The organism is Cloacibacterium rupense, assembly GCF_014645495.1.
In the GTDB taxonomy this organism is placed as follows: Bacteria; Bacteroidota; Bacteroidia; order Flavobacteriales; family Weeksellaceae; genus Cloacibacterium; species Cloacibacterium rupense.
Map to the genome: position 1 here is coordinate 99316 of NZ_BMLV01000007.1, position 22391 is coordinate 121706.

Annotated in this window: 14 protein-coding genes; all 14 read right to left on the reverse strand. The window is 33.6% G+C overall.

The window, feature by feature from the left end; all coding sequences use genetic code 11:
* Positions 1–1173: a glycosyltransferase gene (locus tag IEW40_RS13600; RefSeq protein WP_188618664.1), complete on the reverse strand. Its 1173-nt coding sequence runs from the start codon at positions 1171–1173 to the stop codon at positions 1–3.
* The gene (locus tag IEW40_RS13605; RefSeq protein ID WP_188618701.1) at positions 1170–2078 is read right to left on the reverse strand and encodes an IS1595 family transposase; all 909 of its coding nucleotides are present in this window, start codon (positions 2076–2078) and stop codon (positions 1170–1172) included. Before IEW40_RS13605 ends, IEW40_RS13600 begins: the two co-directional genes overlap by 4 nt.
* A 100-nt stretch (positions 2079–2178) precedes the next feature.
* Positions 2179–2928, reverse strand: a complete 750-nt coding sequence (locus IEW40_RS13610) for a hypothetical protein (protein WP_188618665.1) — start codon at positions 2926–2928, stop codon at positions 2179–2181.
* Positions 2915–4201 carry a flippase gene (locus tag IEW40_RS13615; RefSeq protein ID WP_188618666.1) on the reverse strand — a complete coding sequence of 429 codons (1287 nt, stop codon included), beginning with the start codon at positions 4199–4201 and terminating at the stop codon, positions 2915–2917. Before IEW40_RS13615 ends, IEW40_RS13610 begins: the two co-directional genes overlap by 14 nt.
* A 441-nt stretch (positions 4202–4642) precedes the next feature.
* Positions 4643–6991 carry a GumC family protein gene (locus IEW40_RS13620; RefSeq protein ID WP_188618667.1) on the reverse strand — a complete coding sequence of 783 codons (2349 nt, stop codon included), beginning with the start codon at positions 6989–6991 and terminating at the stop codon, positions 4643–4645.
* 2 nt (positions 6992–6993) lie between these two features.
* Positions 6994–7710, reverse strand: coding sequence for a polysaccharide biosynthesis/export family protein (locus IEW40_RS13625; protein ID WP_308421306.1), 717 nt, complete (start codon positions 7708–7710; stop codon positions 6994–6996).
* Between the two features lie 134 nt (positions 7711–7844).
* Positions 7845–9767 carry a polysaccharide biosynthesis protein gene (locus IEW40_RS13630; RefSeq protein WP_188618669.1) on the reverse strand — a complete coding sequence of 641 codons (1923 nt, stop codon included), beginning with the start codon at positions 9765–9767 and terminating at the stop codon, positions 7845–7847.
* A 15-nt stretch (positions 9768–9782) separates the two neighbouring features.
* Entirely contained in the window at positions 9783–10931 is a 1149-nt protein-coding gene (locus IEW40_RS13635; protein WP_188618670.1) for a DegT/DnrJ/EryC1/StrS family aminotransferase, read from the reverse strand.
* On the reverse strand, positions 10932–11543 hold the full coding sequence (locus IEW40_RS13640) for an acetyltransferase (RefSeq protein ID WP_188618671.1): 612 nt from the start codon (positions 11541–11543) through the stop codon (positions 10932–10934).
* Positions 11536–12147 carry a sugar transferase gene (locus IEW40_RS13645; RefSeq protein ID WP_188618672.1) on the reverse strand — a complete coding sequence of 204 codons (612 nt, stop codon included), beginning with the start codon at positions 12145–12147 and terminating at the stop codon, positions 11536–11538. Before IEW40_RS13645 ends, IEW40_RS13640 begins: the two co-directional genes overlap by 8 nt.
* A 249-nt stretch (positions 12148–12396) precedes the next feature.
* Entirely contained in the window at positions 12397–12870 is a 474-nt protein-coding gene (locus IEW40_RS13650) for a regulatory protein RecX (RefSeq protein WP_188618673.1), read from the reverse strand.
* A gap of 63 nt (positions 12871–12933) precedes the next feature.
* The gene (locus IEW40_RS13655) at positions 12934–13218 is read right to left on the reverse strand and encodes a hypothetical protein (protein ID WP_188618674.1); all 285 of its coding nucleotides are present in this window, start codon (positions 13216–13218) and stop codon (positions 12934–12936) included.
* Between the two features lie 338 nt (positions 13219–13556).
* Positions 13557–21020, reverse strand: coding sequence for a RemA C-terminal-like gliding motility protein (locus IEW40_RS13660; RefSeq protein WP_188618675.1), 7464 nt, complete (start codon positions 21018–21020; stop codon positions 13557–13559).
* A 573-nt stretch (positions 21021–21593) separates the two neighbouring features.
* A partial coding sequence (locus IEW40_RS13665) for a T9SS type A sorting domain-containing protein (protein WP_188618676.1) occupies positions 21594–22391 on the reverse strand: 798 nt, incomplete at its 5' end.

A 22391-nucleotide genomic window follows, 5' to 3' on the forward strand; every position in this document is an offset into this window, starting at 1 on the left:
TTATAAAATAGTTTTTGAGAATTTTTCAATAGTATGATTGTTTAAAAATAATTTAACGTTTTGCTTAGAACTATTTTTAATAATTTCTTCTGGCGAAATATGATTGAAAAAATCAGCCAGAAGATTTGGTTTACAAGCATCAATCAAATAACCTAATCGATATCTTTTTACAATTTTGCAAATTAGCCCATTATTGATTGCTAGAACAGGTATTCCAAACAAAGAAGCATAATTTAAAACCCCACTACTTTGGTTTTGATCTTTATATGGCATTAAAACAATAGTTGATTCATTACAAAATGATAAAATAAGATTATAAGAACAAAATTGATCTTTTACAATAACATTTTTTTTTTGGCTTTCTATTTTATTGAGCAACTCCATAAAATCTTTTTTTATAGATTTCCCTATTTTTCCAAGAAAAACAAAAGTGATTTTTTCAATTTTTTCTGATGGCGTTCTATGAATAGCATCTAAAATTTCAATTGTCCCTTTTCTATCTTCTAAAGCACCAAAATGTAGATATATAAAGGGAGTTTTTATACCATATTGTTCTCTGACAGGCTCCAATTGAACATGATTATCCAAAGGTATATAGGGGTCAGGAAGAAATATAAATTTGCTTGTATGAAATTTTTTATTTAATATTCTTGGTGAAACCTCATCATTGAGGATATATAATTTTTCAAACGAACTAAAAAATGAAAACATTAAATATTTTGAAATGTCTGAGATTTTTTGAAATAAAATTGAAAATTTATATCGATATAAATAAATCAAATAGATAATACCTGAAATTTTCACTTTACTATTAATAAAAAACAACGGCAATAATGGCATAAATTCCATCAAAGAAATTAAAATTAACTTATCTGCATTAGTCTTTTTAACAAATTTTTTAAGTAACTTATTTTTATAATAGCATTTTAGAAATGCATTATTAGTTTCTGGTAAATCTGTATTTTGAAAAAAATATATATTAATATTTTCCGCTTTTGGCCATTCAAATAAATGATTGACTTTTGTGAAATTTGAATTGACTACAAAATGAAAATTAATCTCTCTTTTTTTCAATGCTTCAATATAAAGATGATGGATGTACTCTAGATGATGCCCATCTATACTTAAATCAAAAATTAAAACTGTTTTATTTGAATACCCGTTTTTAATCATAATCCTGTAATATTGGCAATAACAAGCCTTTCAAATAGTTTGTCTCCTAAGTATCTTCGGTTTAGTTTGTAAATGAATTCATTAAGATAAAATTGAAGATACTTTCTTTTAATTCTGTGATAATTACCAAGCAAATTTCTTTTAGCATTACTAATTGCAATGTGAACCCATTTTAAAGTTTCTTGTGTAGTTTCTTTAGAACTTTTTTCCATAATATGCAGTTCTACAAAGTCTGCAATATCAACATAAGAAATAGTTCTATCTGTAAAAACAATACTCTGATTATCAATCAACTCTTTGATAGCTTTGCTGATCAATTCTCCATTATATACATCTAAAACTTTGGCTTTAAAGAAACGAATTTGCTTTTCTTTTTTTACAATATCTGTATCTTCTAAAGGTGTTGATTCCACCATGATTGCCACATTTTGCTTTCCAACCGTTCCTTTTCCCCGGAAACCTTTTTCTTTTTCTATTTCGCTGGGTTCAACTGTGAAATAGAATTCATCAAACTCTATCATTCCTTCCAAGGTATATCTTGCATCACGGTTTCCCATCGCTTTACGAAGTTTATAAACCATTCCACAAACTGGTTCATACCTCTTCAAGCCTAATTGATTTTGTATTTCTTTAGCTAAAAATCCTTTCTTCCTTACACTCATCAAAAACATTGTCTTGTACCATATTAAAAAGGGCAAATTTGAATTCTGCATAATAATCCCACTTCTAAGAGAGGTTCTGCTTCTGCATTTTTTGCATTCATGTTGCCAAATACTCTTCATCCAAAAATGTTCTTCGCTCTCACATTCGCAAAAAACTCCCTGCTTATCTATTTCTGTTTTAAAGTGGTTTCTGCAATCTTCTTCTGTCCCAAAATGTGCAGTAAAACTGAATAAATTCTTCACAAGAATTTGATTTTTAACAAATATATAAAATTTATTGCTAATTACGGATGTACAAACTGTTTTATAATCCATTTAAAATTTTCTTTGTTTCACTTATAAACTAACGTACAGGTTTATTATTTTTAAATTTTAATAAGAACCTTTTTAAGAAATGCCTTGCTATCAATTTAAATTGACTCCCATCAGTGTATTTTTCTCCTGTCGAGCCAGAAACTCCATCTATTATTATTGGCCTCTTAAAAAAGTCATAGAAATTTCCCTGATCAATATATTCTTTCACAGATAACAATAAAACATGCTCAAAATAAATTTTTAGAGAATCATTAATCATTTCTTTATTTTTTAGAAAATATTTCGTGAAAAAATAAAAATTTGCAATAAAAAAATAAGAATATACAATATCAAATCTTAAATTAGTATCTATTAAGACTTGATTTTGTCTATACTTATCATTAAACTGTTGTATGTGTTTATTAATATTTAGAACAATTAATCTACCAGTTATTTTAATAATATTAATGTTTTTATTTTCTTTGATATAATTAGAATTTTCTATAGCATATTTGATAATTAATGCCTCACCATAGCCTTTTCCTAAAGATTTATCAAAATTATTACCATCAAAAGTTAAATATTCTATTCTTTCGTTTTGTTTATATTTTGTATCTATATCAAATAATGTATTCTCAACAATTAAAATTTTATATGGTGTGCAAAATAAATAATAATCAAAAGCTTTATAATATTGTTCAATTCTAATTTTTGGATCATTAATTTTTGTATAAACCATATCTTTAGGATTTACACAACAAGTTAATAAAATTAAAAAATCATTATTACTTCTTTTCATAAAATACATTTTTAGTTTTGATGACTTTTAAAAATAAAATCATTATGAAAATTTCAGTGATAGTAGAACATATTGCGGGACCAATTTCTTTAAAAAAGAAAACAAGCGGATATATTAATATTAAACTAAAAATACATCCCATAAAAACAATTTTTAAAAGTTCTTTTTTTAAACCAAAAGTTATAAAGATATTGACAGCAATTAGACCATTAATAACCGCAAAAAAGGGTAAAGCTGAACAATAACGAAGAACTGCAGCAGATTGAGTAAAATCTCCATTCTTAAACATTATTTTCATAATAAATTCTGAAAAAGAATAAATACCTAAACCTAAAATTACTGAAATTACAGCAACTATTATGATAATTTTTTTTATGAAATTAACACATTTTTGTTTAGATTCATGATAATAAATATTAATTCTAGGAAAAATCACTTGAGTAATAGATGACAACAAACCTACTATTGCTCTTACTAACTTGTCTGCTGCAGAATAAATTCCGACAGCATTATTATTGATAACCAGCCCCAAGATTACAGTATTAGTAGTCGTATATAAATTACTAGATAGGCTTGATAAAAATATATGACTACTTTTAATTATTTGATTGTAGACTCCCTTGACTGTTGGAGTATTTAAATAAACAAGTTTTTGAAAAAAAACAAAAAATAAGCTGAGTATTGCAGAAGAAAGATTTACTAAAACTTGAATTAACAACGCTATTCTATAATCAGATGCATCTTTTACAAAATAAAAAATAAAAAAAATCATCAATATTTTGGGGAGTGTATTTATAATTGTAATTAATTTCATCTTTTCCATACCTTGAAATAACCAAACTGGAAAAAGTAAAGATGAAAAAACATTTATAAAACTTATTAAAAATAAAATTTTGTCTTCCTTAAATCTATCAAAAAAAAGAAGAATTACTACAAAAAAAAGAAGGCTTATAAACATTAATAAACCCTTAGCGATAAAGGTATTCCAGAAAAATTCACTAATTTTATGTTTATCCCCTAAACAATCTGCAATATCCTTTGTAGCCGAAACATTAAATCCAAAATCAGTAAATAATAAAAAATACCCGACAAATGCCTGAGCAAAAACTATTTTACCAAAATTTTCAGCCCCTAAAACATTTCCTAGATATGGAATTATAATCAATGGGATAACATAATTGGCAATTTGTAATATAAACAAATATGAAAAATTTTTTCTTAGTGTCTTATCCAAAAAAAAAATCTTACTCTTATATTGTATGAATTTATTCATTGACATACCATTCAAAAATTTTTTTTACACCTTCTTAAATTTTCATAGAATGTTTCCATCCAAGATTATTTAATTTAGAAGAATCTATTGACTTTTTCATCATCACATCAGGTTTTGAAGAGTCGAAAGAAATAGTGCCTTTATAATTTATAATTTTTTAGATAAGAATAGATAAATCTTTAATGGTTATTTCAACCAATATTTATGTATTTTTTATCTCTTTTTTATCACCTATCAAATCTATAACATCACAATAATGCAATTTAAAATTCACATGTTTTTTATGCTAATCCGAATATAAGTGATCAATCCTCTGATTATTGAAAGAAGATGCTCTTCTTTTAATTCCTTGGCTCATATATTCTTTTCTAATAGAAGTTATCTGTCTTGACCTGAATCCCTATTATTAAAGCTACTTTTGCCATAATTTTTAAGTTTTAATTATAAAAATCTATCCATTAATTTTTGGAAAAAATTTCTATTGTCCACACCATAACCGTACCCATATTTATTACCATACCCGAAATAATCTTTGTCTACATCGTTTAAAACAAAAGCAACATTTTTTATTTTCTGAGCATCAATCGCCTTATTCGCAAAATCGATGAGTGATTTTTCAGTATACTTAGAGCGGGTGACATAAAGGGTAACGTCTGCCACATGCGATATTAAAAATGAGTCTGTGACAAGCATTAATGGAGCGGTATCTAAGACAATATAATCATATTCTTGAGAAAAGGTTTCAATGAGACTTTCAAACTTACCATTAGATAACAAGTCGGTAGGATTAGGAGGGATAGAACCAGAATAGATAACATCTAAATGAGCATTAAAATTGCTTTGATGAACAATAGAATTAATTTCCATTTTTTCTTCATACAGATACTCTGTCAATCCTTTCACTCCTTTGCGTTCCGTATTGTATCTCTGCAATTGAGGGTTTCTAATGTCTGCGCCTATCAGTAAAACTTTTCGCGAAGGACTTGCGAGGGTTAGAGCCAAGTTGACTGCTATAAAAGTCTTACCTTCCCCTTTAACAGTAGAAGTTACGAAGACAACTTTACCTTTTTTCTTTTTCACCATAAAATTCATATTGGTGATTAAGATTCTAAAGGCTTCAGCAAGAGAAGATCTATCATTTTGTTTCACCAAATCATCTTCACCTTTATCCAAAAGAGGAATTTCTCCTATTACAGGCTTGCCAAGAGACAATTTTTCGATATCGTGTTTAGATTTTAATTTATTATCAAAAAGTTCAATGAAGTAAATGATGGCAAATGGTAAAAGAAGTCCCAATAAAAATCCTACTAAAAGAATAATTATAGTTTTAGGAGCTACTTGTTTTCCTTTATAAGCTTTGTCTATAATTCTAGCTTTGGGCGCAGTAACCGCCAAAGAAATTTGTGTTTCTTCTCTTTTTTGGAGCAAAAGAAGATAAAGAGTTTCTTTAATTTGTTGTTCTCTTTCTATACTTCTAAATAATTTTTCTTGGGATGGTATTTTAGAAATCTTCCCAGAAACTATATTCTGTTCATTGGTATAATTACTAACCGCTAATTGTAGTCCCTCTCTATTTTTTTGAAGATTTTGAAGAATAGTAGGCCTCAAGTTATTAATTTGTTTGGTGATGTCTACCACCAAAGGGTTTTGAGGGGTAGCATTTTCTAGCAATCTGTTTCTTTCTAAAATCAATTGATTGTAAGAAGCTATATTAGCCACTGCACCAGGATTGTCTAAGCCAATGTTGTTGGGAATAACTTGGTAGTTTCCTTGTTTAGCAACAAAACTGATTAAACTGTTTGTCAATTCTAATTGTGAACCCAGTTCTAGTTGTTTAGCTCTTGCTTCGGCAGAGGTTTTCAATCCCAATTCAGCTTCAGTAGCTAAATCTGTAATTTGGTTGGCTCTTTTAAATTGTTCTTTTTTAGCTTCCACATTCCCTAAATCGGTCCCTACATTAGCAATTCTTTCTTCTATAAACTCAGCTGTTTTTTTAGATTCTTGGTTTTTGTCATTAATGGCATCAGCATTGTATACTTCTACCAAGTGATTAATGATATTTTTGGCTTTATCCACATTCGGATATTCCATAGTCAATTTAATTACCGTTACATCCTTGTTGACTAAAGAAGCGCTCAATCTATTTTGATAATTATTGGTCTTATCTTCTAAAGAAGAAATTTTAATCAAAAGTTCATTGATATTAATCTTAGGATTTGGGATATAATTTTTATTCTTTATAATAATAATATTGGCATTAGGCAAAGAAATCAACTCATTGAAATGTGTATTGATAGGGTGAATTTCATCTGAAGACAATTTTAAGTTATTCCCGTTGATATGAACGAGAAAAGGCTTCGCAGGTTTGTCAGTCTTTTTTTCATTGACAATTTTAACAACAATAGGAGATGAACTTCCATAGACCTCAGTATCTCTAAACAATCCAGGCACAAGGATATCTGTTTCTAATCCTAAATCTTTGATAACAGTGGTTATTAATTTTTTAGATTTGAAGACTTCTATTTCATTGTCTACCCCATCAGAATTCATTTTGCCAAGGCCTGATAAATCTCTTAGCATTTCAAAATCTTGTCCTCCACCAGATCTTTTAGAATCTTTGATGAGTACAGTAGAAGAAGTTTCAAAAATTGGGTTTTGAGTTTTAAGAAAAAAATAGGCAGCAACTATCGCTATTAAACCACTTACGACAAACCATTTCCATCGTTTCAGATAGGGTCTGATCAATTCACTCACATTGATTTCTTCGATTGGATTGTTGTTATTATTCATTTTTAATTTTTAAAAATTAATGCTAAAATTGTAACGACTATAGAAGCAACAGAAATATAAATACCCGCATTAGGGTCTAATCTAGAAGTTTTTTGTCTGGTTTCATTAGAAGAAACATATATTACATCTCCTTGTTTTAGGTGATAATAAGGAGAATTGATAAAGTTAGCATCAGTAAGGTCAATTCTTTGTTTAGTCATTACTCCGTCTTCGTTTCTTACCACCAGTACATTATCTCTTTTACCATAGATTGTAAGGTCACCTGCCAATCCCAATGCATTAAAAAGAGTTGCATTGCCATTGGGAATAACATAATCCCCTTGCCTATTTACTTCTCCCAAAACAGTAATTTTAAAATTGGTAAGTCTAATATTTACGGATGGATTGATAACATAATAAGATAGCTTTTCTCTTAAAATATCTTTAACATCTGTTGTTGTTTTTCCTATGGTATTTATTTTACCAAGCACTGGAAAATCGATATCCCCATGATCATCTACTACGTATATAGGGCCTGAGGTCTGGGTGCTCATCATTCCAGTATTACCTCCAGGTAGATTGGGCTGCACCAATTCTGAAGAAGAATAATTTTGGTTAAATGGTTTTACCACATCCATATCTTTAGCAGATATCACAATGACCAACTGATCCCCCACTTGAATGGTGTTTTTTTGGTTTTGAGTAGCTGCTTGTATTGCCGTTTCTTCAATATTTCTCATGTAATTCAAATCTTGTTGAGTTTTACACGAAAACAAAACAAAAAACAAAGAAATAATAAGAAAATGGGGTATATAATTTTTCATTGACATATAAATTGAATGTAATATGGATACAAATATAAAATTAAGTATGATTATTTATCTAACTTTTCAAAGATAGAATTATTGCTTTTGAACTCGGGAACTATTTTTTTCATAAAAATCACGACTTCTATTTTATCTCTTCTGAGGGCTGCTTTTATAACTTTTTTAATAAGGGTATTAATCTCATTAAACTCCATAGTAGGGTCTTTAGAAACCATAATTTTTTCATTAGGAGTAGGCAAAGTTTTGGAGCCATCAGTTAAGAGCTCTTCATAGAGTTTTTCTCCATGTCTCAGACCCGTAAAGGTAATTTTAATATCTTTATCGATTTCTAAACCAGAAAGTTTGATCATTTTTTGGGCTAAATCTAAAATCTTAATCGGTTTTCCCATATCAAACATATAAATTTCTCCCCCTTGCCCCATAGAGCCCGCCTGAAGAACCAATTCACAGGCCTCAGGAATGGTCATAAAATATCTTACAATATCTGGATGGGTAATGGTCACTGGTCCTCCATTTTGGATTTGTCTTTTGAAATGAGGAATTACTGAGCCATTAGAGCCTAAAACATTACCAAATCTGGTGGTAATAAATTTGGTAGTATTTCCTTCGATATCTTGTAAAGACTGCACAAAAAGCTCGGCTACCCTTTTAGAGGCGCCCATCACATTGGTAGGATTTACCGCTTTGTCGGTAGATATCATTACAAATCTACTGACCTTATATTTAGAAGCAAGTAGCGCTAAATTTTTACTTCCCAAAACATTGACCAAAACCGCTTCATGAGGATTATGCTCTATCATAGGCACATGCTTATAGGCAGCTGCGTGATAGACCATAGAGAAATTGTATTTCTCAAAAATAGGTTCTAGTCTTAAATTGTTAGAAATATCTGCTAAAATAAATTTGAAATTAACATCTGGGAACTTTTCTCTCAACTCAATCTCAATTTCATAAAGTGGAGTTTCGGCTTGGTCTAAAACCACAATAAGAGAAGGTTTAAACTGAGCTACTTGTCTTACGATTTCACTTCCTATAGAGCCAGCTCCACCCGTTACCAATATTGCCTTTTCAAAATGTCTTTTCATAATTTCGCCATTTTGAATTTTTATGGGAGTTCTCTCTAAGAGGTCTTCAATTTGTAAGTTTCGGATATTGGCTTCAATTCTATTGTTGCTGAATTCTTCTACAATTGGGGCTTGAAAAATTTCAATATCTTTTTCCAAAAGCAGAGTCACCCACTCATCTAATTCGTCTTTGTCTAGCAATTCTCTGAGTAAAAGCACCCCATCGATAGCCAATTGTTCTTTGGTCTTTTTTAATACCATCTCTCTCGTAATGATTCTTTTGCCTAATAATCTAGCATATTTAGAATCATTTCTTTTGGTTAAGAAACCATTCATTTCATAAGGTAAATTATCATTATCTAGAATCGCTCCTGCTATGGCTACTGAATGATTAGAAATCCCAAGAACTAAAAGTCTTTTCTTTTCTTGAGACTTCTTCAATTTTTTAAGAAAAAGAAAACTTTGTTTTACGGTAATTCTAAATACCAAGAGTAAAGTAAAAGAAATTACAAAATACAACAAGATAAGAGGCGTGTAGAATATTTTAATCTTGGTGGTCAACAATATAGCATATTTACCCCCAAGAATAACCACTATAGCTAAAAATAAAGACCAAAATATTTTCTGTAAATCTACAAAGGAAGAATGCCTGATGATACCAGAATAGGTATTGAAAATCAACATAAAAGTTACGGTAATCCCAATCACAATAGCATACATAGCTACAACAGGAAGTACACTAGGTAAAGTAGTAATATTGCTAAGAATATAATAAGAAATAGAAAGAGAAATAAAAAGGATAGATACATCCATCAATAAAACCATCCAACGTGGCAAGTATCTAAGACTAGAAATCTTGAGATAATTATCTCCAGAGGTAATCATTTCTCGGTTTACCCTAAACATTTATTTGCGTTTTTATTAGTTTTTTTTAAAAAAATTAATTATTACGTTTTCTATTCTCGATTTGTCTTTCTCAGTGAGATTAGAACCGGAAGGAAGACATAAGCCATGATGGAAAAAATCTTCGGCAAAGTTAGAACCAAAATACGGCGCTTTATCAAAAAGAGGCTGTAGGTGCATAGGTTTCCATAGAGGTCTTGATTCTATATTTTCTAGCTTAAACGCGTCTCTTAGTTTTTCACTTAAACTTTCAGTTTTTTCATCATGTTTTAAAATTACTGCATTGATCCAATGATTAGAAAAATAATCATCATTAGGCTCAGTGAGCAATTTTGCGCTGTCAAATTTAGTAAAAATTTCTTTATAATAGGTGTGATTTTCTCTTCTTTGTTGTATTCTTAACTCAAGAACTTCCATCTGCCCTCTTCCAATTCCTGCACAAACGTTACTTAATCTATAGTTGTACCCCATGATAGAATGCTGATAATGAGGCGCATCATCTTTAGCTTGAGTAGAGAGGAAAACTGCTTTCTTTTTATAAATTTCATCTTTCAAGACCAATGCTCCACCGCCAGATGTAGTAATGATTTTATTTCCGTTAAAACTCAGAACTGAAATATCACCAAACGTTCCTGACTTTTGCCCTTTATAAGAACTTCCCAATGCTTCGGCACTATCTTCTATGATGGGCACTCCATATTTTTCGGCTACTTGCTTTACTTCATCTACTTTGTATGGCATGCCGTAAAGACACACTGTAATGATAGCTTTAGGTTTTTTACCTTTTTGAATGCAGTATTTAATGGCATCTTCTAAGGCATTTGGGCAGATATTCCATGTGTCAGGTTCGCTGTCTACGAAAATAGGAATACCACCTACATAAAGGATAGGATTGGCCGAAGCCGAAAAAGTAAGAGACTGACAAATGACAAAATCTTCTTTTTCTACCCCCAGCATCACCAATGCAAGGTGAATGGCGGCAGTACCCGAAGAGACTGCTGCAACGTGGGTATTTTGACCTAAAAATTTTTCTAAATCTTTTTCAAAGCCATCTACATTAGGTCCCAATGGAGCAATCCAATTGCCATCGAAAGCTTGTTGTACATACTTCATTTCATTTCCACTCATATGAGGGGATGAGAGCCATATTTTAGATTGATCAGACATTTACTCTTTGATTTTAATGATTTTACCCGGATTTCCCACAACAGTGGCTCCATCTGGTACATCTCTAATAACTACAGTTCCAGCACCAATAATCGCATCTTCACCAATGGTAACACCAGGAATTATTCTAGCACCAATCCCTATTTGCGCTCTTTTTTTGATGGTGATATTTCCAGCTAGGGTAACACTAGGAGAAAGGTGAACAAAATCTTCAATGATGCATTCGTGCTCTATCACACATGCAGTATTGATGATGCAATGCTTCCCTATATTCACTTCTGCATTGATGCAAACCTGTGGCATAACCACAGTACCTTCACCCAATTCTGAGAACCTAGAAACAAAAGAACTGTGATGCACCAATGTTTCGAAAGTACATTGATTCTCAATTTTGGCAACTATCTTTTCTCTGGCATTGGCATCTCCTACTGCAACAATCACTTTTTTATGATTCAATAAATCATGCTCAGGCTTGAAAACTTCTAAATGGTGAAAAAAGCTAGAAGGGGGATTATCATCCAAAAGATATTCTAGCAATAAATTGTTAGAAAGAATGATATCATAAATTACTTTTGCATGACCACCGGCGCCATATAATACAAGACTACTCATTATTTTCCAAAACTATATTTGGAGTATGGGCTACTCCTTTTCCATGAACATTTTCGATTTTAAATACTTTGATGAAAGTTAAGAAAAATATTTGTAAGTCAAGTATGATATTGATATTTTCGACATACCAAACATCAAATTCCAGTTTTTTATCCCATTCAACAGCATTTCTTCCATTGATTTGTGCCCAACCCGTGATACCAGGTTTCACTAGATGTCTTTTTTGTTGTCTTGGGGTATATAATTCTAAGTATTCTGGGAGTAAAGGTCTTGGCCCTATAAGGCTCATATTGCCAATTAACACATTAAACAACTGAGGTAATTCATCAATAGAAGAACTTCTTATGATTTTGCCCATGGTGGTAGTACGCTCTTCATCAGACAAGAGAATTCCCTGATGGTCTCTAGCGTCATTCATGGTTCTGAACTTGATGATTTTAAAAATTCTTCCATTTTTACCTGGCCTTTCTTGTAAAAAAAAGACTTTTCCTCGATTGCTAAAAAAAAGAACAATACTTGCACCAATTAAAATTGGACTCAGCACCACTATTCCTATAAAAGCAAGCAATCTATCTGCTAATGGTTTAAAATAATTTCTATACATATAATCTCATGGCAAATTTAATTATTTCGGCAAATAATTAAGTTTTTTTTAACATTTTTTTTCAACAATGTTCAAAATTCATTCCATTTTTTTTGGGGAAATGAAGAATTGGTTGCAGATTGAGCGATTAAGGACCTGAGGTAAGGCGAAGTGGAATAATGAGAGCTGACTATTGAATCTCAAATTTCAAATTTCACATGAGGCAAAACTGAATTGTGCAAAGCTAAACCCTAAGTTGTAATTGATGAGTTAGTCTTCGGTATTTAGACATTCTAAAATACTTTCGTACTCATATCCTTTTGAGAGGAGAACTTTAATCATTTTCTGGTTTTTCTGATAAAGCTTCAAGCCTTTATAAGTGGGTTTCAATTTATTAATTAAGTCTACGATGGTATTTTGATAATCTATTGGGTCAATTTCTTGAAAGGATTTTAGAATTAATTTTTCTGTAATTCCTTTTTGTAAAAGATGGAGTTTTATTTTGTTTTTACCCCACTTTTTTAGGTAGAACTTTCCTCTAGCATACGATTTGGCAAAACGTTCTTCATTTAAATAATTCTCTTTAATCAAGAATAATAAAATTTCATCCTTAGCTTCTGGGATGAGTAAAAATTCTTTCATTTTTTGTTCTACTTCCGTATGGCATCTGTCTTGGTAAACACAATAGTTAACCAATTTTTGTTTCATTTCTTGAAAGGTGAATGATTTTTTTTCGGGTAGCATCTAAATCGTATTAAGAGGCCAACAATTTACAAAAAATCCGAAAGTTTTCTTTCGGATAAATATTTATAAAGTGGAAGATTTTTTCGATTTGAACTGATAAATCACCAGAGCAGTACCTACAATGGCTAATATTGGCAAATAATCATCAATTGGAATTTCATCATCTCCTGGAGGGTTCCCAGGCCCAGATTCATCTTCTGTTTGATTTTCAATTCCTTGTCTGCTCAATGCACTAGATGATGTTCCTGTGGCTTGATTTTCAGATTGTTGAAATGTATTAACATCCTCTTGTTGAGCATTCAAGAAGTATGATGATAAAAGAAATAAAGCTAAAAAAATATTTCTCATTGGATTATAATTACTTTTTTTATTGATGATTTATCTGCAAATATAATGCTAAATATAGAAAATCTTTAATTTCATGGTTTATTTTCTTTTAATATTTATATTTCTTAAATTTTCAAATTCAGATTTTCGACTTTCAGGCAATAAATGATGAGACTAATTGTTGACCGCAAAACATTATACATCTTTACAACTTTACATTTTTACATCTTTACAACTTTACATTTTACCACTTCACCACTAACCCATTATACCACTACCACTCCAATCATTCATCTTCCATCATTAATCAATCATCAATTATCAATCATCAATTATCATCCATCTCTCAATACGCCCCACTACTTCTTCAAAATCTTTTTCGTCTGTTTTTGTCCACTTGATTTTTCTACGGTGATGTAGTACTGTCCTGATGGGTAATGACTAGCTTGGATGCGTGCCGTTTTGCCATTGACTTCACTTTGATAAAGCTGTTTTCCCGTAGCATCAGTTACCCAAACTCTGCTCAATCCTTCTGGACTTTCTATCACCACCCAGCCTTCTGTCTGGTAAACTTGCAACTGTGACTGCGAATGGTCTTCTGTTGATAACGTTGAATCTGGTCTGTACACGATTTCGAATCTATCAGCATCATTACCTGGAGTCGCTTCGAAGCGGTATTCGGTTTCTAATAGGTTCACCATGGTATTCATCTTTTTATCTTTCAGATAAACCGCTTGGTTCTTATCAAACAATCCTTCTTTCTTTGCTATAGAGATGGTATGGGTACCGGACTTATATGCCGAAAATCCCAACGCTACTTTGTCTGTTTCACTAAACAATCCTCGACCTTGAATCATCATTTTATTCTCTCCTAATTGGCTATAAAATGAATCTGGGGTAACCATCAAGAGTTTGGCATCATAAGATTCTTCGTACTCTAGACTTGACCCTTTTTTGTATGCTACTAATATGGTATTTACCAAATCCAGCGGGGTCTTGAGTTGAACCCAAAACCTATCATTACCTTTCTGTGATACACGGCTATTGTTAAAGAAATATCCGTTAGGGTCTCTTTCTCTTTGGCTATTCTTAAAGTCTAAAACTTTAGAAGCTCCACTGGCTCTTACTATAAAACCTTGACCTGGTTTTACGATATGGGTTGGTGTCGGCGAATCTACCGTACAATTGCCTGGTCCTGACTCACATTTTGCGGGGCCTGTTGCGGGATTACCTCCTGATAGATTGTACACGGCATAGTTATTATAATAACCTGGCAAAGGATAGTTCTCGTATTGCATCTGTGGGTTTGGATTGATGTTCGTCCAAAAATAGAAACTGCCTGTGATATCTGTTATATTATCTGCATAGAGTTTATCGAGGTCTAGATTAGATGGATAGGGATTGGAAACCAAGTTGTAACCTCGGGTAGGGTCACTGTACAATAGATTTACAGATACTGTTCCATTATTAGGAACGCCATAGAAGCTCCCTAAAAACGGGCTTTTTGTATTCGCATCATACGTATTGTAAGCGCGGATGGCATAACCAATACCTGCACTGAAGCTATTGCTATAAGGGTCTATATACGTAAAACCATCGGTTGATTCATTATACGTGTAGTATCTGCTCGGGTGGGTGCCCGGTGAAAATGCTCGAAGGTTTTGCCCCATAACCGGTGAACCCCAATACGTGTAATCTAATCGCTTCATTAGGGCGTTGCGTTTAGCTGTAATTGAGTTCCCAGAGTAAGTGGATGTATTAGAACGTTGAATAAGATTGGCATCATTTTCTACCGTCACTATTCCATTATTGATAATATTTCCATAGACGTCTATATAATGATTTGCACTTTTAATGTCAATGATTTTCCCTGAGTTAATGGTTAGATTTCCTTCTAATATTAAATCATTAGAAACAGAAGTATCAAAATGATTCCCAAAGACCACATTTCCAAAAACTTCCACTTTGTTATGGTCATTAGCATTTATAATTTGAGGAGAAGAACCAAGGAAGTGAACGGTACTTTGGCCTTGTAAGAAGTTGGCCTCTGCAGCATTGTTTGTCCAATTTCCGTATAAATAAATCTGTCCGTCTTGTGTGGCAGCACTACCATCATCCATATCTAGAGCACCACCAGTATTGATGGTTAAATTCCCATAGACTTCTAATTTATTATTAGAACTTCCTTCAATAATAAGAGATTTATCAATAGTTAAATTATATGCTTTGGCAATATCACCATACAAATCAGAATCTGCTGCGGTAGCATCTATAGTTGAATTATTTATAATCGTACTATTAAAAGTAACATTGGTATTCTGGTCTGGTACCACTAAAGTATCCCAATTCGAACAATCAAACCAATTGGTATTATTGGTTCCGTTCCATTTCCCTTTGGTATGTACATCCGTTGCAATGGTCATTTGCGGGCAACCAGAGTTTCCTCTATAATCATAACTTGATGCATTATTGTAACCATTAGTCCCTGACGTATTGTCATTAAAAGTAGTCCAGTTGGCAGTTTGGTTAATCAAAGCAATCCAATCTAACTGGTCATTGGTAGTACTGGTTACAAAATCTTGTAAATTGAACTTCACCTTACCGGGTCCTGTAGGCGCAACTGTAGTAAAGCATTTACTATTAGGAAAAATGGTTGACCATTTTGGAGTTTCAGAAGCTCCTCCTGGAGCAGTATTCCAACCACTTTCAGTCCAGCCATACAATACATTCCCTGAATAAGTGGAATGATGAGAGGTACTATTTGTCCAGACACCTCCCTGCATAATCCACATATCATCATCTTCATTCAAATCAAATCCAGAACCTCCTGTAATAGCACTCTTACTCCAATTATTATCAATTACTCCGCAAGTGTAAATGTCATATTGACTGCCTGATAATACGTTCCCAGAATTAGCTTGAAATACAATTAATGTTCCTTTTGGTAAAACACTATTAGTCCTTGTAATTTCAATTACTCCTTCAGTTCCTCCCCATTCGTTGGCAAATTGTCTTTCATAACCATTATCAGTAATGAAAATTTTAGTACCTGGTGATATATCTTTAAAGGCTACAAATGCTACTTGATCATTTCCAGTTGCATCATTCGTATTAACAGCTAAAATTGCGAGGTCACCTGCTGATAGTACAGTTGCTGTTACTATATCAAACAAAGCACTGGTTTTGGTAAACGCTCCAGAAGTAGCAATAAGCTGTCTTCCTGTGGCAGTTGCTGTATGAATGATAGAGCCAAAAGTAACACTACCCGTCACAAAAGTTCCTGAAACCGATCCTGATAATGTTCCTGTACTGGTAATCGTAATAGCAGAAACATAATCTCTATCTAAATTTCCATTGACATCTGTAGCATAGATTATTACTGGTGTCATAGCGTCATTTACAACCGTAGTTGTAGCATTTTGAATATATCTTAATTCTGTAGCAATAATTTCTATTACATTGCTTCCATTAGCAGACGTTTGTGCAGTGAAAGCTGCTTTTCCTGAACCTGTAGCCAGGAAAGTAGCATTTGCATTAGACAAACTAAATCCAAAATCCTCTCCATCAAAAGCGTCTGGCCCGATGGTATTTTTAAGGGACAATCTTATGCTTAGTATTTTTTCAGAATTGTCAGGAATAGAAAAATTCAATCCTGTGAACTGAATTTGATTAGCGGTAACAGTACCATCTGCAATTTTGGTATTTCCTTCAAATAAGGCAACCGCTTTTATGGCATCAGTCCAAGTTCCTACAGCATTTCCTGGACTTTGAGCTAAAGTAAATGCATCTAGTATAGAAGGTAAATTATCTGAATCTGTCAAATCAGCTCCACCGTCCCTTACTCCAATTTGCCATACTTGTACTCCATCTGCATTGGTAAGCAGTGGTGCATCATTTTCTAGAGAAGAAATAGTAGCAGTTTCAGAAGACGCTATTGCGTAAATATCTGTTTCTGCAGAGTTAATACCTACCCCAGTTATATTAAAGTTATAAGGATTTTCGTTGCTATCATTATTGGCAATACTTACCGAAGCATTTCTAGTACCTGTAGCCGAAGGATTAAAAGTAATTTCAAAAGTAGTAGTTCCTGAAGCCGCAACAGGTGTACTAGGAATTACCGTAACTGTGAAATCTGCTGCATCAGTTCCTAAAATGGTAACATACGGACTAGCATCTGTAAGATTAAGTGCCCCAGTTCCTAAGTTTTCTATGGTAAATGTTCTGGCTAGCGTACCTGTGCTTACATCTACAGAACCAAAATCTGTATAATCTGCAGTAGAAGGCGTAATATCACCATCTGCAATAGAAACACCATTTCCTTTTACGTTCATTTCTGGCAGTGCAGGTGCACAAGAATTAGAATGACTTCCTAACTCTGTAGTAGTATCTAATGCATAACCTGTCCATTCTGTAGAAGGATTGAAAGTATTTGCACCATTAGAATCTCCTATTTGTACAGAAAAGTTTCTTACTAAAGTATTATCTGCTGTAGATTGTAAACCTGTACCCCATTCTGTACCTGGATCATTTCCAATTTGACCTACAACATCAATTAAAACACCTGATTTTCTCAAAGCAACCACATCATTCCCATTGAATCCTAGTGCCAGAACTTGATTTGCTACTGCAGTTATTGCTGTAACAGAACCTGTATTTGCAACAACGTGCACACTATAAGGATTAATTGTTCCAGATAACGTAATAGGACTTGATGCTGTAGAACTACCATTAGAATATATTACCAAATCATACCCAGATAAATTAATCGCTGAAGCAGTAGGATTATAAATTTCTATTGCTTTATTATTAGAACTACCCTCTAAATATTCTGAAATAAACAAATCTCCACATGGTGGTGTAGAAGTAATGGCTCTTACTGCAAAATCATAAACAGATTCATTAGAGTCTGTATTATTTACGGTTACGGTATCTGTAAATGTACCAGCACTTGCACTATTAAAAGTAACAGTAAAAGTAGTAGAACTTCCTGCCGCTACTGTTGCCGGCAAAGTAATACCCCCAACTGTAAATTTAGTTCCCGTAGTCATGTTAATACTAGAAACCGTCAATACTCCTGTTCCTGTATTTTGTATCGTATAAGTTTTTACTACATTGGTAGAAACGGTAGTTGTTCCAAAATCGGTATCATCAGTAGTGGAAGGTGTAGCGTCTCCATCTACAATAGAAACACTATTTCCTGTGATGTTAATTTCTGGAGTGGTAACATTGAGTACCCCATTTACATTAGCAGTACCATCCCAAGCTCCGCCACCTCCTGCGTTATAACCACCATAGTAATATTCAGAACTTCCTGTTTTTTGGAATCTTGATGCATAATAATACGTTCCTAAAGGCAAAGCCGAACCTATTTCTGCAGTATATTCGTCATTATTACTGTAATCTCCACTGAATGTTGCAGGAACCCAAGTCCAGCCTGCATTTGCAGGATTATCATTAGTAGAACTGTACCCTATCCAAGCGGTAATTTCGCCACCTGGACTTCCTGTGTTGGTAAGACCTGGCTCATACACTCTAGCATAAGCACTAAAAGTACCTCCTACAAGAATAGTTCCCGAAGCTGGGAATTGTAAATTCGCCCAATCTACTTTATTGGAAACGATTTTGAGAATACCGTTATCATTATTCCAATTGCCACCAGTACCACCATATCTGTATTCTGTACTTCCAGTGATGCGATATCTAGAAGCAAAATAATAAGTAGTGCCTAAAGTAAGGCTAGATGGCAAGTCTAATTTATAAACATCATTATTACCAGATTCTCCGTGGTAAGTAGCTGCTACCCAAGTCCAGCCTCCTCCATTAGGATTGGTGTTAGAAGTGCTGTAACCTATCCATGCCGTAATGCCAGCTCCTGCACCAGCTCCTGGTGTTACACCTGGTTCATAGACATCAGAATATACTGTAAATACTTTTCCTTCGTCAGAATTATTAGTTCCTGAAGGCGAAACATTACAATAATCTACCAAATTAGAATTTACGGTAAGCGTACCACTTACATTGGTAGTACCATCCCAAAATCCGCCACCTCCTGCGTTATAACCTCCATAAGAATAAGAGCCAGAATTCAATCTAATTCTAGTTGCATATCTATAAGTTCCTGGAGTTAAACTATAAGTAGTAGTATTAATAGTAGCCGTAAACTCATCATTATTGCCTACTTGAGAGCTCCATGATGCAGGAACCCAAGTTGTCCAAGTAGAAGGATCTGAATTAGCAGCAGCACCAATTGGTGAAACCCCAATCCAAACCTCTACATTAGCAGGCGCTCCTGCAGTAGGTGTTAAACCTGCCTCATAAACTCTGGCATATACAGTAGCAGTAGTGCCTCCTTCATCTACAGAAAGTGTAGTAGGCCATTGTAAATTACCCCAATCTATGGTAGAATTAGCAGCAGTAGTATTGTTTCCTTCTGCTCCGAAACCTGTTTCTACAGGCGTAGTATCATTATTTCTTGCTTTTACATCAAAATTATAATTGGTAGAAGAAGCTAAACCAGTTACCGTTTTGGTTCCCCAAGCCGAAGCTGTTTGCCAAACTGCGGTAGCTCCTAAAGTACCATCTGCCTGAACATATAGCCCAGAACTTTTTTGGCGAATTGCATATTGTGTTGTACTAGGGTTGCTATCTCCCGAACCTACCGTTACATCTAGCGTATTAGGAGTAGGATTGGTAACAGAAGGCGCTGTAGGAACATTGGCTAATGTGTAGAAATTGCTTTCTGTACCATAACCTGTACCTGCTGAGTTAGTGGCATACGCTCTATAAAAATATTGGGTATTGGCAGACAAACCTGTAAGTGAACTACTAAAAGTACCTGTACCAGTACCATCAGAAGTACCAGAAGTAGGCGCAGCAGAAGTACCAAAATACACACCTCTTGCACTTACCGAAGCACCACCATCTGCGGTTACGCTACCCCCAGAAGAAGCGCTATTTCCTGTAATAGAAGAAACGGCGGTTGTGGTAACTGTTGGCGCAACAACTGTTGGTAAAGTTTTATTATATTCTAAATCATCAATATAAAAATATGCAGCATTACCTGTACTACTTTCTGCAAAAAAAGAAAAACCTGATAGACTAGTTCCAGCTGCTAAAGTATTTGCTGTAGCACCATTTGTTACAACTCTAGTTCCATCCACCCATAAATCCCATGTTTTAGTAGCAAGAGTGTAAGTAGTTCCTGCTTTATAATAAGAAGTAGAAGCAGCACCATTATTAGCATAAATTTCTATCTGCTGATTGGTATCTTTAGCAAAACCTGATGATGTAATAGTAGTATTAGCTCCTGAATTCCTTCTTACCACACTACTTATTGCTCCAGAAGTATAAGCTATCGTTAATGAAGTTATTGAATTATTATAATGAGAAGTATATCCCTGATTATCATTTGCAATAGTATTAACCCCTAAAGAAATATTTAAATTACCATTTCCTGTTGAAGTAGTTCTAACTTTGGCTTTTAAATACGCAACAGTAGTTGGACCAGTCCAGTCATAAACTCCAAATTTATTTGTAGATGTCGAACTTGATGCTTGAACTTGCAATTCAGTAGCAGTCCCCAAAGTGGTTCCAGGATTTGCTAAAACAAAACTTCCTCCTACAGCATTACCCATTTTTACTCTATAAGTACCCCCTCCAGATGGCGTAGATGTTAAAAAAGTTGTACTTGCAGTATTGCTTGTATTAAAAGTTCCTGTTCCTGTACCAAAATCATAAGTCCATTGCCCCCACCCAAAAACTGACAAAAAAGTAAAAAACAAGGCTGAGCTAAGCCTAAAAAAAAGCAGTAAAAATTTCTTCATTTATCTTCAAATAGTGTTTATTTAGTAATTAACCCAATTCCTCCAACAAAGTTGGAAAAAGAATGGCATAGTTACAAAAAAAAATTCATTAATTATTGTTAATTTTCGTTCATTTATCAACAGAAACTATTAAAAATCAAAATAGTATACATTAAAGACTTCTGATTACAATTTGGGATAATAGATAAGTTGCGTATGAGTGAATACCAATGGTGGATGGCTTAATGCTGACTAAAAAATGGAAGATTTTACTTCCTTTAGGATAAAGGATAATAAAATCTTCCATTTTCTGGTATGAGAAAAGGATTTTGATGCAAAAAATGCTAGGTGTCAGAAGCTAGATGCTAAAAGCCAGATGTTAAATCAGACCTAGAATCTAGATGAACTCGAATCTCCCATCTCGAATCTCAAATCTCAGAAGATGAAAATCAGAAGCTAGATACCAGACGCCATAAGCCATAAACTAGATGCTGGAAACCCAACCTAGAATCTCGGATCTCGAATCTCAGAAAATGGAAATCAGAAGCTAGATGCCAGACGCCAAACGCTAGAAGCAATCTACTAATAACCCTCCTACTTCTTCAAAATCTTTTTCGTCTGTTTCTGTCCACTTGAGGTTTCTACGGTGATGTAGTACTGTCCTGATGGGTAATGACTAGCTTGGATGCGTGCCGTTTTGCCATTGACTTCACTTTGATAAAGCTGTTTTCCCGTAGCATCAGTTACCCAAACGCTGCTCAATCCTTCTGGACTTTCTATCACCACCCAGCCTTCTATCTGGTAAACTTGCAACTGTGACTGCGAATGGTCTCCTGTTGATAACGTTGAATCTGGTCTGTACACGATTTCGAATCTATCAGCATCATTCCCTGGAGTCGCTTCGAAGCGGTATTCGGTTTCTATTAGGTTCACCATGGTATTCATCTTTTTATCTTTCAGGTAAACCGCTTGGTTATTATCAAACAATCCTTCTTTCTTTGCTATAGAGATGGTATGGGTACCGGACTTATATGCCGAAAATCCCAACGCTACTTTGTCTGTTTCACTAAACAATCCTCGACCTTGAATCATCATTTTATTCTCTCCTAATTGGCTATAAAATGAATCTGGGGTAACCATCAAGAGTTTGGCATCATAAGATTCTTCGTACTCTAGACTTGACCCTTTTTTGTATGCTACTAATATGGTATTTACCAAATCCAGCGGGGTCTTGAGTTGAACCCAAAACCTATCATTACCTTTCTGTGATACACGGCTATTGTTAAAAAAATATCCGTTAGGGTCTCTTTCTCTTTGGCTATTCTTAAAGTCTAAAACTTTAGAAGCTCCACTGGCTCTTACTATAAAACCTTGACCTGGTTTTACGATATG

Bases quoted from the DNA above. Each gene is read 5' to 3' on its own strand.
- IEW40_RS13600 (WP_188618664.1), bottom strand. From the start codon at position 1,173: ATGATTAAAAACGGGTATTCAAATAAAACAGTTTTAATTTTTGATTTA.
- IEW40_RS13610 (WP_188618665.1), bottom strand. From the start codon at position 2,928: ATGAAAAGAAGTAATAATGATTTTTTAATTTTATTAACTTGTTGTGTA.
- IEW40_RS13615 (WP_188618666.1), bottom strand. From the start codon at position 4,201: ATGAATAAATTCATACAATATAAGAGTAAGATTTTTTTTTTGGATAAG.
- IEW40_RS13620 (WP_188618667.1), bottom strand. From the start codon at position 6,991: ATGAATAATAACAACAATCCAATCGAAGAAATCAATGTGAGTGAATTG.
- IEW40_RS13625 (WP_308421306.1), bottom strand. From the start codon at position 7,710: ATGAGAAATATTGAAGAAACGGCAATACAAGCAGCTACTCAAAACCAA.
- IEW40_RS13630 (WP_188618669.1), bottom strand. From the start codon at position 9,767: ATGTTTAGGGTAAACCGAGAAATGATTACCTCTGGAGATAATTATCTC.
- IEW40_RS13635 (WP_188618670.1), bottom strand. From the start codon at position 10,931: ATGTCTGATCAATCTAAAATATGGCTCTCATCCCCTCATATGAGTGGA.
- IEW40_RS13640 (WP_188618671.1), bottom strand. From the start codon at position 11,543: ATGAGTAGTCTTGTATTATATGGCGCCGGTGGTCATGCAAAAGTAATT.
- IEW40_RS13645 (WP_188618672.1), bottom strand. From the start codon at position 12,147: ATGTATAGAAATTATTTTAAACCATTAGCAGATAGATTGCTTGCTTTT.
- IEW40_RS13650 (WP_188618673.1), bottom strand. From the start codon at position 12,870: ATGCTACCCGAAAAAAAATCATTCACCTTTCAAGAAATGAAACAAAAA.
- IEW40_RS13655 (WP_188618674.1), bottom strand. From the start codon at position 13,218: ATGAGAAATATTTTTTTAGCTTTATTTCTTTTATCATCATACTTCTTG.
- IEW40_RS13660 (WP_188618675.1), bottom strand. From the start codon at position 21,020: ATGAAGAAATTTTTACTGCTTTTTTTTAGGCTTAGCTCAGCCTTGTTT.